Annotated in this window: 14 protein-coding genes and 1 pseudogene; 7 read left to right on the forward strand and 8 right to left on the reverse strand. The window is 71.0% G+C overall.

The genetic code is table 11. The features are described 5' to 3' along the window. The 6 genes and pseudogenes from UK82_RS40785 to UK82_RS33840 all read right to left on the reverse strand — a co-directional run bounded on the left by UK82_RS40785 (position 1) and on the right by UK82_RS33840 (position 3029). Entirely contained in the window at positions 1-432 is a 432-nt protein-coding gene (locus UK82_RS40785) for a hypothetical protein (protein ID WP_236706558.1), read from the reverse strand. Between the two features lie 195 nt (positions 433-627). Continuing rightward, positions 628-1368: pseudogene (locus UK82_RS43520) on the reverse strand (DUF2637 domain-containing protein); the annotation flags it as partial. 77 nt (positions 1369-1445) lie between these two features. Beyond that, positions 1446-2231: a hypothetical protein gene (locus UK82_RS28610; protein ID WP_055410453.1), complete on the reverse strand. Its 786-nt coding sequence runs from the start codon at positions 2229-2231 to the stop codon at positions 1446-1448. Further along, positions 2231-2644 (reverse strand): hypothetical protein, encoded by a 414-nt coding sequence (locus tag UK82_RS28615; protein ID WP_055410455.1) that lies wholly within the window; start codon positions 2642-2644, stop codon positions 2231-2233. The genes UK82_RS28610 and UK82_RS28615 overlap by 1 nt, the downstream gene beginning before the upstream one ends. Continuing rightward, on the reverse strand, positions 2641-2868 hold a 228-nt coding region (locus UK82_RS28620), incomplete at its 5' end, for a WhiB family transcriptional regulator (protein WP_236706559.1). The genes UK82_RS28620 and UK82_RS28615, both read right to left, overlap by 4 nt. Positions 2869-2888: 20 nt before the next feature. Further along, complete coding sequence (locus UK82_RS33840; protein WP_161849181.1) at positions 2889-3029, reverse strand: hypothetical protein; 141 nt, start codon at positions 3027-3029, stop codon at positions 2889-2891. 335 nt (positions 3030-3364) lie between these two features. On the opposite strand from UK82_RS33840, the gene UK82_RS28630 reads away from it, so the two are divergent. From UK82_RS28630 to UK82_RS28660, 6 genes are all read left to right on the forward strand, one after another. Further along, positions 3365-4186, forward strand: coding sequence for a GntR family transcriptional regulator (locus tag UK82_RS28630; protein ID WP_063897594.1), 822 nt, complete (start codon positions 3365-3367; stop codon positions 4184-4186). A gap of 1231 nt (positions 4187-5417) precedes the next feature. Next, positions 5418-6164: a class I SAM-dependent methyltransferase gene (locus UK82_RS28640; RefSeq protein WP_055410466.1), complete on the forward strand. Its 747-nt coding sequence runs from the start codon at positions 5418-5420 to the stop codon at positions 6162-6164. Positions 6165-6396: 232 nt separating this feature from the next. Beyond that, positions 6397-7173 carry a ParA family protein gene (locus UK82_RS28645; protein ID WP_055410468.1) on the forward strand — a complete coding sequence of 259 codons (777 nt, stop codon included), beginning with the start codon at positions 6397-6399 and terminating at the stop codon, positions 7171-7173. After that, positions 7170-7508, forward strand: coding sequence for a hypothetical protein (locus UK82_RS28650; protein WP_055410470.1), 339 nt, complete (start codon positions 7170-7172; stop codon positions 7506-7508). Before UK82_RS28645 ends, UK82_RS28650 begins: the two co-directional genes overlap by 4 nt. Positions 7509-7635: 127 nt before the next feature. Next, the gene (locus UK82_RS28655; RefSeq protein ID WP_055410472.1) at positions 7636-8055 is read left to right on the forward strand and encodes a hypothetical protein; all 420 of its coding nucleotides are present in this window, start codon (positions 7636-7638) and stop codon (positions 8053-8055) included. A gap of 118 nt (positions 8056-8173) precedes the next feature. Continuing rightward, positions 8174-8662, forward strand: coding sequence for a recombinase family protein (locus tag UK82_RS28660; protein WP_083507415.1), 489 nt, complete (start codon positions 8174-8176; stop codon positions 8660-8662). 1001 nt (positions 8663-9663) lie between these two features. Here the strand turns inward: UK82_RS28660 and UK82_RS40790 are convergent. Together UK82_RS40790 and UK82_RS28670 are read right to left on the reverse strand one after the other, a co-directional pair. Then, positions 9664-10104 carry a hypothetical protein gene (locus UK82_RS40790; protein ID WP_152990054.1) on the reverse strand — a complete coding sequence of 147 codons (441 nt, stop codon included), beginning with the start codon at positions 10102-10104 and terminating at the stop codon, positions 9664-9666. A gap of 153 nt (positions 10105-10257) precedes the next feature. Further along, a complete protein-coding gene (locus tag UK82_RS28670) occupies positions 10258-11286 on the reverse strand; it encodes a pentapeptide repeat-containing protein (protein ID WP_055410482.1) in 1029 nt (342 codons plus the stop codon). A gap of 179 nt (positions 11287-11465) precedes the next feature. Here UK82_RS28670 and UK82_RS28675 point away from each other — a divergent pair. Then, positions 11466-11816 (forward strand): hypothetical protein (locus UK82_RS28675; protein ID WP_236706560.1); only part of this gene is annotated, 351 nt, incomplete at its 3' end. Between the last annotated feature and the right edge of the window lie 514 nt (positions 11817-12330).

Genomic DNA, 12330 nt, shown 5'->3' on the forward strand with positions numbered 1-12330 from the left:
TCATGACCGTGCTCCCACCAGCTCGCCGGCCTCGCTGTCCGAGACAGCCGGCTCCGAGACAGCCGGCTCCGAGACGACCGACGCAGGGCCGGCGGGCGCAGAGCCGGCGCCGTCGTCCGACGTCGTCGCCGTGGCATCCCGCTCCCCCGACCCGACCGGGTCCGCCTCGACCGCACCGCCGCCGGACACCACCGCGGCCGGGCCGGCCGGGGCCGGGCCGGCCGGGGCCGACTCGGTGACGGCGGTGTCCCGCGCCGCCCGGGCCCGAGCGGCGTCCAACGCGTCCCGGGCTGTCCCGGCCGCCGGCGCCGGCGCGTCGCGCAGGGCCCGCAGCACCGTGCGGCCGTAGTCCCGCGTCCCGAACTCCCGATCAAGATCGGCGCCGGACGGGTCACGGCCCTCGGCCCGCTCCTGGAGCACCCAGGCCGTCATCTCCGCCCGCCGAGACGTTGTCCCGGTCGACCGAGACCGAGACGTCCCGTCCCGCCCGGCCGCCGTCTCGGCGACCGCGGTTCGAGACGACCCGGACCGAGACGCCGACCGGGACATCTCGCTGCGGGACGTCTCGGCGACCGCGGTTCGAGACGACCCTGAGCGAGACGGGAGAGCGGGACGAGACGGCGCCGNGTCGGACACCGCGGTCGTCTCGGTCGGCATCACCGGCGGGAGTTCCGGCGCCTCGAACGTCTCGGTCGAGACCGCGGTGTCCCGCTGCTCCCCGGCCGGCAGCGCCGCGGCCTCCCGATGCGGCAGCGCGGTTTCGGGCAGGGCCGTGGTGTCCGGGCCGGCTATGAGCCGCGCCGACCGATCCAGGCGGATCTGCGCGACCAGACGCTGCAACTCCTGGCGGGTCGCCGCATCAATCGCCGGGTCGGTGACCGCCAGCACGTGGCGGCGCCACGCCGGGATCTCGTGCACCGGGTCCAGCAGCAGCCGGATCCCCCGCAGCGGCGGCGCCGCAGGCCCCCGATCCCGCGGCGGCGGCAGTTCGTTGCGGCCGGACAGCACCGCCTTGCGCAGCTCGACCAGCAGCCGTTCGAACGCGATCCCGGCGAACGTCGGCACCGCGCACGCCACCACCACCGTGGTCAGATCACCACTGGTGCGGTTCCACGCGTTCAGCCCGTTGCTGGCGACCGACGCGCCGACCGCCATCACGGTCGCGACCCGCGCCCCGAACGACCCCCGGCCATCCAACGCGGCGTTGAGAGCGATCGCGCCCAACGCGACCGGCAGGCCGTCCGCGGCCAGCGGCAGCAACGACGGCGCATGGAACCCCAGCCGTGTCGCGAACGCCTTCTGCTCCCGGTACGACCACACCGCGCCAGCCGCCCACACCGCGGCGATCAACACCAGGCCGACGATCATCGGAATGCTCAGCGACGGCTTCCCGGGCCGATCTCCCTCCGCATCCGCGGGTGAGACACCGGCCCGATCCCGCCCGCTCACGACAGCCACCCCCCGCCCAGCAGCACCACCGCGACGGCGAGCAGCGCCACCAGGGCGACGTCCTGGACGGCTTCGGCGAGCCGGGTCCACCAGTGGAAGGGCCAGTCGTCCGGGTCGGGCGGGGCCAGTACGGCCACCACCACGTCACCCGCACGCCGGGCCAGCACCGCCCCCGCGACCAGCGCCGCAGCATGCCCCCCGGTCCCGGTCTGCCACAGCAGCCCCTCGGGCCAGGACCAGTCCAGCCCGGCCCGGCCCAAGCCGACCAGGTGCACCAGCAGACCGGCCACGGCCAGCCCGACCATCGCCACCGCGGCGTTGAACAGCAGACCGTCCACCAGCCCGGCCAGGCGCCGCCGCCACCGTGCCACCGGCCAGACCGGCACGGGCAGCCGGCCGTGCTCCCGCCACGACTCGCCAGGGAAACGCGTGCGCCATACCGCCCGCCGTGGTGCCAGCCGGATCGCGGCCACCTCCACCAGCTCGTCATGCACCGCCTCGGCCAGCTCACCGGCCGTGCTGTGCAGCGACACCCGCACCGCCGGCGACTCCACCGCCGACGCGGGACGCTCCTCGACAATCAGCAGCAGCCGGCCCGCCGAGGTGGCACCGGCGACCGCGAGCCGGCCCGGCACCGACAGATCCGGAGCCCCGTCCGCCAACCCGACCGTGCCGGACAGCTCGGCGAACAGATCCCACAACGACGGCACCATCTCCGCGACCTCGATCTCCGTCGCCAGCGCCGCCGACACCGGCGTCATCACCGTGTCCCGCCCGGCCATCACGCCACCGCCGCGATCGACGGGACGGTGGGGACGGGGGCGCCATCGGAGGCGGGGGCGGCGGCAGAGGTGGCGGCGATGGTCACGTCCATCGCCGCGGACAGCAGCGCGGCACCGGCCTGGCGCATCCGCGCGGGACGGGGCAGGCACAGCCGGTCGAGCGCCGCGGACATCGCGCCCTCGGCGCCGAGCGCGGTCACGGCCGCGGTGTGGACGTCGTCGGTGCCGCCGGCGGCGATCGTGAGCGCGACCGCGGCGACGGCCTGGCCCTCATCGGCGGCCGCGGCCAGCGCCTCCCGCAGCCCGTCGTCGCCCGCGGCGACCCGGCGCAGCCAGGCGTCAAGGCGGGCGACCTCGATCAGGTAGACGCCGTAGGCATCCCGGTAGGCGGCGTATGCATCCTCGTCGGTCATGACGTCACCGCCCGGCGGCTGGCCTGCCGGCGTAGCGCACGGCGCTCGTCCTCGGACAGCCCGCCCCAGACACCGGAGTCCTGCCCGGTGTCCAACGCCCAGGCCAGGCAGTCCGCCGTCACCGCGCACCGGGCGCAGACGGCCTTGGCCTCCTCGACCTGGCGCTCGGCCGGGCCGGTCGTACCAATCGGGAAGAACAGCTCGGGGTCCTCGTCCCGGCACAGNGCCTTGTGGCGCCAGTCCATCAGCCCGCCACCTCCCCCGACACGGGCAGGGAGCCAGGCAGACCAGCAGGCACGGAGCGCCGGGCCGGGGTGATCAGCGCCATGGCCTCCGCGGCCGACAGCGACGGATCCACCACACGGACCACGTCGAGCAGGGTCATCAGTGTCGACTTACCGGCACCGACACCCCCGATCACAGTCGGGCCAGCGGGTCCCTCAGGGACGAAAAAGTCGGGGTCGCCGTCACGGCACAGGGCACTGTCGCGCCAGTCCACGAGGGACGGGATGGGGGTTGGGGCAGGATCGAACATGGGTCTGTACCTCCCGGTGCTGTCGGGGGCTCTGCGGATCAAGGCGTCCGGCTGGTGCTGCAACACCAGCCGGACGCCGTCTTAGGGCTACCCTTGTGGAGGGTAGGCTCGTGCCAACGGACGGTCAATGGGGTAGCCCTAGAAAATTTCGGGCCTGCTCTCAGAGCTAGACCTAGACTGTCGTCATGACACCAGCTGAACCGCCGTACCAGGCCATCGCGGCTGATCTGCGCGCGGCGATCTTGGCTGGTACATACCAGCCAGGGACCGCCATCCCGCAGATCGTCGACCTCCAGGAGCGGTACCAGGTCAGCCGGCAAACAGTCCGCAACGCGGTCCGTGTCTTGAAAGACGAGGGCCTGGTCTGGGCACGGCGCCGACATGGGACCGTCGTTCGCGAGCTGCCGTCTCAGGCGCGCCGGGCTGTCCGGTCCCGCCAGATGCACCGCGACGACTTCGGCTATTACTCCGACCCCGAGTCGGCGGACTGGCGGTCGCTCGGGCCTACCGTCGTTTCGTGGTCGCCGGCCCCGGCCGACGTCGCCGATCTGCTCGGCGTTGAGACGACCGCGAACGTCCTCACCCGTGCGCGTCTCGTCGGCGCCAGTCGGACAGAGCCGCGGCAGGTCGCTACCAGCTATCTGCACCCCGACGTCGCCCGCGGCACGGTCCTTGAGCAGGTGAGTACCGGCCCTGGCGGGGTCTACGACCGGCTGGAGGAAATGGGCCACGGCCCGCTCCGATGGCGGGAGCGGATCTCCGCCCGGTCGCCCAGCGCCGATGAAGCGCGGGCGCTGCGGCTGCTGCCGGGAACGCCGGTCCTGCACGTCGCCCGGGTGTCTACGTCGTCGTCCACCGATCGTGTGGTGGATGTGACCGTGTTCGTGATGAGCGCTGCGCTCTACGAGGTCGAGCACCCGGTGCGCCGGGCGACGTCCGCCCGCTGGCCGGTAAGCCCGGCCGGTGAGCCGAACGTGCCCTTCTCGGGTGCCGACTCGTCTGCGTGACCAGTGCCTCATGCGTCGAATCGTGACTATTGGTGTCGCATCCGTCACTGCCGCTTGCGCGGATACCAGCGCCTTGCGCCGGTGGAGGTTACTTGCATCGATGCAAGGCGCCTTGACCCATGCAAGCCGGTCGTTGCACCCTCGCGATCGGCGTGTGCACGATGCGTGCGGTGGGAGGTGACGGAATGACAGGGCCGTCAGGCCTGCTTTCGCAGATCGCCGGTCGGGCGGGGCTGGGTCGGGCTGACGTCGCGTTGCTTGCTGGTGTCGAGGAGAGCACGATCAGTCGGCTCTGGTCGGCGCCGACTTGGATGGACAGGGCCAGTGGCCGCACCCTTCAGGCGCTAATCACTGCCGTACCGGGAGTCGCCGAGCACGTCGTGACCGCCCCTCATCAAATCCGGTTCGATCAGCTTGTGCGCGACCTCGCTGACGTGGGAGTGACGGTCAACGTCGACCGGGCCGAGCGGTTGCCTGTCGACGTGGGTTTTCCACGCCCATACGTTGTGCACGCGCTCGAAGCATGCCTACAAGTCGTCCGGGGCGATCTACCGGCCGTCGCTGAGCTCCTGCCCCGGTTCTGGGGTCAAGCGGCCGATGGTGCGCTCGCCGCGCTGTTCCGGCCCGCTGAAGGTCTGCTGGCAGACGTGGCGCCGTTGCTCGCCGCCGGCACCGAACTCGCACCCCGACTGACCCGGCAGGCGTACTCGTTCAACGCGATCATGGCGCAGTCACAGCTGGCGCACCACGTCGCCCGGGCCACAGGCCAAGCGCCGGATCTGACTACGGCTGGCGGCGGGATAGATCGGGGCGTCGCCATCGCGTTACGTAGCAGCACCATGGGGGCACTTGCCGCCAGCGATGATCCGGAGCCGGCCGAGCGGTATGNCCAACTCGTGGACCGACATCCCACGGCCGCCCTGGTCGAAGAATGGGCGCTGCCATCCTGGACTCGCGACTGTCGGCCCACAGGAGACATGACACTTCCCGGATCGATCCTGCTGCGGCAGACCGCAGCCGAGGTCATCAGGGAGGTCGATTCCTACGGCGCTGGATACCTTCATTACCTCGTCACCGTCTACGTTCCGCGCGCACTCAAGCGGGATCCGACATTTGGACTTCGGATCACCGACCTGCGCACAGCATTGATGACACGCCGGGACACCGTCATTGAGCAAACCGTCCGTCGATCCGTCGACCAGCTCGCTCGCCACCTGCCGACAGGAGCGTCATGACCACTACGACCGGCCCGGCCGCTGCCTACTCCGCGAACGCGGACTACTGGGTCACGATCATCCGGGGAGATCGCGACCGGTACCGGACCGAGTTGACCAACGCGGCGATGCTGGACGCCATCGGCGACGTCGCCGGGCTCGACGTCCTGGACGCCGGCTGCGGCGAGGGCTATCTGTCCCGCCGTCTCGCTGGCGCTGGCGCTCAGGCCGTCGGAGTGGACATCTGCCCAGAGCTGGTTATCGCCGCACGCGAGCGGGCCGCTGCTGATGGCCTCGAGATCTCCTACGAGGTCGCCGACGCCGCCTCACTTCCCCTTGGCGACGCCTCCGTGGACGTGATCGTTGCCAACCACCTGCTGAACGACCTGCGCGACCCCGCGCCGGCTGTTGCCGAGTTCGCCCGCGTCCTGCGGCCGGGAGGGCAACTCACGGCAATCATGCTGCACCCCTGCTTCTACGGGGTTCGTGGCGTGCTCTCCGAATCGAACCCAGCTGGCTATTTTGGGGTCAGGCCGATCGAACAGCACTTCCTCGTTGACGGGCTCCGCTCTCCTGCCCCGGCAGTCTCCTGGGCCCGGCCGCTCCAAGACCACGTTGGCATCCTGACTGGAGCCGGATTGGTCATCACCGGGCTGATTGAGCCTCGACCCACCGACGACCAGCTCACAGGCCCTGATCCCTGGTGGCGGGAAAACTACCGCTACCCGCTGTTCCTGCTCCTCACCGCCCGCAAGCTGCCCTGAGCCCGGCCCGTCGCTCGTGTTCGCGGCCCCCTGGTCCTCGGCCAGGGGGCCGCGTCATGTTCGGACCAGTGCAGTGCGAGAGGTAGCACGTGTGCGAGAGGTGCGACGGCCTATCGCCTGTGTCGCACTGATGCGATCACTCGCACTGGTGCGATGAGTAGCACTCGTGCGAGACATGCGATGCGGCGTCGCACCTATCGCACGTCTCGCACCAGGCGCTACGGTGCCCGGTATGCCGATCACAGCGGTCGTGAATCAGAAGGGCGGCGTCGGGAAGACGGCGACGGTTGCCCACGTCGCCGGCGCGATCGCTGCCGCCGGCGGGCGGGCGCTCGTGGTCGACCTCGACCCGCAGGGCCACCTGACCGACGCGTTGAAGGTGCAGGAGGCGACCGGTCCGTCGCTTGCTGCCGCGCTGACGGGGGAGTGGACGGGCAAGACGCAGGAGCTGATCGTCGCCCACTCGACGACGGCAGCTGGCGGGGCGCTCGACGTCATACCGACCGCGCTGGAGATGTTCACCGTCGGCCGCACCCTCGACCAGATGCGGGCCCGGGAGCATCGCCTCGCCCGGATCCTCGCCGGCCTCGACGACTACGACCAGGTCCTGATCGACTGCCCGCCCAGCCTCGACATCATCACCGACAACGCCCTGGCGGCCGCCGACGGTCTGCTCGTCCCCGTCCAGGCGGAGGACTCCAGCCTGCGGGCCCTCCAGCTCCTGCTGTCCCAGGTCGCCGCGGTCGACGCAGACCTGCGAGACACCCCGCTGCACCTGCACGGCATGGTCGCCTCCCTCGTGCGGCGGCCGCTGACCATGCTGGCTCGGTCCGTCCTCGACCAACTCGGCCAGTTGGAGGATCTGCCTCTACTCGGCACTGTCCCCTTGGCGGTGGTCGTTACCGAGGCGTGGCGGATGGGACAGACCATCGCGACCTATGCGCCCGACTCTGAGCACGCCGCCGTTTACCAGGCGCTCGCTGTCGCGCTGGTCCAGGCAACCGCGTGAAGAAGGAGCTGCCGCCCCCGACCGGGCCCGACCTCACCGAGCTCCTGCGCAGCAGACGGCGGGCATCCGCCAGCGGCGGCACTGACCCGAGCACTGATCCGCCCGCCCAACAGGATCCACAACCGGCCCCGACCCCCGCCGCGGCACCACGGCGGGCCCCGACGATGGACCGACGCTCCTGGTACATGCCGGCCGAGAGCGCGGCCGCCCTGGCCGCTGCCGTCGACGACCTGCACTACGCGACCCGGCAGCCGAAGCACGCGGTCCTGGCCGCGCTGCTCGCCGTCGCCCTGGAGCACCAGGACGAGGCACGGGAGCGTCTGCAGGGCACGTAGCACCTCTCGCACATGTGCGAAACCTCGCACATGTGCCCCGGCGGCCTGCGCTCCGCTGTGGCCTGGGGATGGTCCGTGGGCGCGTCGCGACGGGCGGGCAGGTCTCGGGACGGCTGAGGATGCCGAGGTGACTGAGATCGAGATCCATAGCCCGACTGTGATCACCGATGGTGGGATGACGGAGCTCGAGTGGGGCAGGGTCGCGCGTCGGCGTACGCCGGTCGTCGAGCTCCTGGGCCTGGTCGTCAACCAGCTCGGTACCGAGCTGGGCGAGGCTGAATGGACACACGGCTGGATCGGGCTGGGCGGCACGGCGCGGTTTGAATGGGCGAGCGGCCCGTTGCTGACCGAGGTCCTCGACGTGCTTCTTCCTGCCACGTATGACGGGGAGCTCGATGGCATCCCGGGGCTGCGGATGACCGAGGCCGAGACGAACTGGGCCATCCTGCGCTGGCTGCCCGCGCCTCCGACACGGCTCTACCTCACCCGGCTGCCCGCGCTCGACCAGGCCCGCGCCGACTTCGCCTCCAGTCAGGCGAGCACCTGACGGGTACGACCGTCCCACAGGATCACGCTGGTCANCCATATCCGCCCGATTTTCGGCGGATGCTACGGCGACCCCGAGAAGCAGTCCACCGTGCACGCGGGTCCAGACACCAGCGCAGATGTCTTCGGATATCGACAGCGGGCCGGGGGACACGCTGGTGATCTACAAGCCGGACCGGGTGGCCAGATCGATGAAGGAGCTCCTGGTCCTCCTCGAGGACCATCTGCACGCCCGCGGGATCAACCTGCACATCCTCACCGGCATCTGCGCCGGCCTCCACCGCCCCGCGGGGGCCACCATCGCCGACAAGATGCTGTTCATGGTCGCCGCCATGGCCGCCGAAATGGAACGCGACCTCATCCGCGAACGGACGCTCGACGGGCTGCGCGCCGCTGAGGCCGCTGGCCGGCGGGGTGGGCGGCCGGTGCGCGTCGACGAGGACACCCTCGCCGTGGTGCAGGCGCGGCGGGCCCGCGGCGAGTCGGTGGGCCAGATCGCCGCCAGGCTGGGGATCGGGCGGTCGACGGTGTACCGAGCCCTACAACAGCAAACGGCAGACGAGCCGGCTGCTCGCCGCCCGCTGCAGCTGTCAGAGAGCACAGGCTGAATCCCGCCTATCAGCGCTTGTCTGGATNTACCGCCCGGCGGCGTCACAGGTGTGGAGTCGTGATGGACACCTTGGTGAAGCGGGCGTCGGCAGTCGGGCCCTGGACGTCCAGAAACGGCCCGGNGACGAGTCCGGAATAGCCTGGTCCCAGCGGCTCGGTGGGGCGCCGCGAGGTCACCACCCGGCCGTTGACGCTCATCGTGAGTTCCAGGCCGCCGTTGAGGTCCGCGCAGTGCGCTGAGATCGTGTTGAGCTGGGTGGGGCGGATCCCGGTGAGGGACTGCCACTCGGGGACGGTATCGCCGGGGGCCAGGATTCCCACGGCGGAGGCGTGCGTCAGCAGGAACCAGTAGCCCTGAGAGCCGCGNTCGGCCGCCCGGCAGGAGACCCCCCACATGCCCTGACCGGACAGGGACGCGGTGGCGGTGACGGTGATGTCGGAGCCGTTGGCGGACTCCGGGGCCGGGATCGGCGTCGTCACGTAGCTGTCGACGCCCAGGGCCTGCAGGTGGTAGCCGTCGGCACGGAAGCCGATGTCGCCGGTCGACGTCCTTTCGGTAGCCCATCCGGAGGAGCTGCGGGCCAGAGAACGCGTATACAGGATGTCCACGACGGGCCCTCCCTTGATCCCGGCCCTTTCCTTGCTGTAGTGCAGCAGGTAGCCACTCACCAAGGAGACACACAACAGAAAGGCCATCGAGACGAAGCTGGCCTGCAACCATCGGCCTTGGCCGCCAGCCCGATTGCCCGGTGGCGAGGGGACCGGCAGGTCCAGGTCGCCCTGTTCGACCTCGCTCCCCCAGAGGTATAGCGGAGTGATGGGACGTTTCGCACCCGCCAGGCTGGCAGTGGTGGCCGGCCGCCGGGTGCTTCGCGATGACCGAATGGTGGGGGTACGGGACAGCGCAGCGACCAGCTGCCCGATCCGGCTTGTCGGCCGCTGGATGACCATCGCCGGCGTACGACGCGACAGGGCGGCCATCAGTTGCCCGGGGCCTCGGTCAGCCCGCATCGTTGTCACCTCCGCTGTTCGATACGGCGCGCCGCTGTGTCGGTTGAGACGTCGGCGCCGTGCCGTTTGAGGAGGGTGCAGTTGGCTGCGGTGTCAGTGGGGGATCGGCCCCAGCCGGCTCAACAGCGGGGGGGGCGGGGGTATCGAGGGGCACCTGACCAAGGATTCCCTCGATGATCTTATTGGCGCCTGCGCCAATCGAGATCGCGGCGAACGCGGTGGTGATCTGTTCGCTACTAAACGCTGCGGCCGCCAGGCCAGCGCCAATACCGACCCGGATCACGATCGCGAGTACAAGCACTCGCGCCGGCAACTGATCGGGCCCTGACCAGGGCCAGCCACCAATCCGTCGTGCCTCGGCGATGAGGACAAGGCCCTCGACGGCGAACCCGCCGTACGACCCCCACATCGCCGCTTCCCAGACCCCCATCACAAGCGCCGACCGTAGCCGTATCAATGCGGATATGGAAGGCTGGCCCCGCCCTGGTCGCTTCAACGAACATCTGGCGCCTGGATTCTGATCATTACCGGGCCGAACGAATCCCAACAAACATGGACGAAACCGGCATGGGTGCGGGAGTGGTCAGGACCCTCCGCCCGGGCGGGCAAACGGGTCGTACGGCGGCCACGACCCCGGCCGCGCCACCCCGTCGGGCAACGACGTCTCCGCGCTTCCCTGTGCCGCCGCCACCTGCTCCGCCGTCAGATCCCGCGCGCCGACGAGATGCGCCTTGTCCAGCACGGCGCCAGTGAGGTTCGCCCCGTCCAGCTCGGCGCAGATGAGATCCGCCGCGCCCAGAAAGGCGCGGGTGAGGTCTGTCCCGACCAGGACGGCGCTGGTCAGCTTTGCCCCACCCAGCACGGCGCCAGTGAGGTTCGCCGCACCCAGTACGGCGCGGGTGAGTTTTGCTTTCGCCAGCCATGCCTCGGTGAGGTCTGCCCCGACCAACCATGCCTCGGTGAGGTCCGCGTCGGCGAGGGTGAGGCCGGCGAGGCTGGCGGGGCCGGTAAGGTCCGCGCCGTTGAGGTCGCAGCGTGGAACACCGTCGAGGAGCGGAAGCCGGCCCAGGACCTGGACGGCGGCACGGATGTCCGCCGCGGGCCGCACCTCCGGCGGCTCCTGGTCGTCGGCGGGTGGCGGCGGGCGCAGTGCGGGATCGGTGCTGCGGGTGCGGACGAACGCCGAGAGCACCTCCACGACGGTGCGCTGATCGGGTGGGGAGTCCACCGCGATCCGTTCCAGGGCATAGATCCCGGCCAGGCGGACCCCGAGGTTGTCCGGGTCGTTCAGCAGCTTCGCCGCCTCCACGTACAACTCCCGCACGTGGGTATCTCTGTTCGCCCGTTTGGTCTCCGCGTTCGCCTGCCGCGTCTCGTCCAACGCGACCAGACCACCCGCCACCGCCAGCAGCGCCGCCGCCGCGGTCAACAGCCCGCCCTGCAACGCCGCGCGGGCCTCGGCCCCGCCCTCGGTACCTGGTGGGTACATCCGATCGGGCAGGTGCCAGATCCCCAGCACCGCCACCACCGCGCCGGCCGCGGCGACCCCGGCCACGATCCACAGCACCCAGCGACGTCCCGCCCGCCGGCGCGCTCCCCCGTTGTCCGCCATGGGCAGGTTGTACGCCACCGTTGCGAACAGGCCGCGCACGGTCACCAGCAACCGGCAGGCCCAGTGCCCAAGACGTGCGGCGATTATCGGGCGTCAGACCGGGACCCTTCCGATGTCCTGTACGGAGTCCCGTACAGTCCTGCTGTACGGATGTCCATACAGCAGGGGAGGTGGCGCCGATGCCGTCGGCGACCGCACAGCACGGCGAGCCCGGCCCGGACGGCCGGTACGACACCGACATCCTCGTGCGCCTGTCCGCCGCCGAGCGCGAGGCGCTGGGCGGCGACCCGCAGGCGGGTCTGGGCCTGCGCCAGGCCCGGATGCTCGCCGAGATCGGCGAGTTCTCCCACGCGGTGGCGTGGGCGCTGATCGCGCTGCGCGCGATCGAGCACGACGGCGGCTACGCCGCGGACACCGACGACGACCTCGCGCACCTGCGCGGCATCATCGCCACGCTGGACCGCCGGCTCATCCCGGCGCTTCAGGGCATCCGCGACGCCGCCGTGCGCCGCCACCACCACCTCGGCGGCNCCCACGGCGAGCTCGCCCGCGCGATGGGCGTGGCCCGCTCCACCGCGCAGACCCGTGTCGAGGCCTTGGCCGGCCGCGACCCCTCGCCGTGGGAGCGCTGGGCGACGGCGCTGGGCACCGTGGCGCTGCCCCGCACGGACGAGACCGGCGAGCAGGACACCGCCGGCGGGCTGTGATCCCCCGGGGGGAACGTTCCCCGGATCCATCCCGCCGACCATCCCCCCTGGTACCGCACTGCTAATGCGGTGGGGAGGTCCCGCTATCGAGTCTTGGTGCACTCGGGTATGCCCAGCGGGCCGCTGACCTGCGCCAGCGGCCCGCGCCGCCCTACCCACTAGCGGGTACGCGGACGGGCACGTGCACAGGGCTGCGGTCGGGTACGCGGACGGGCGCCCGCATCCTCACGGTCATCCCCGCAGGCATCCTCGGGATCAGTGATGGTGAGGGACATCCGTCCCGTTGTTATGTCGCGGCGTGCTCGGGGGGTGCCCAGCGGGCCGCTGACCTGCGCAG

It is taken from the genome of Frankia sp. ACN1ag, from assembly GCF_001414035.1.
Classification (GTDB): domain Bacteria; phylum Actinomycetota; class Actinomycetes; order Frankiales; family Frankiaceae; genus Frankia; species Frankia torreyi.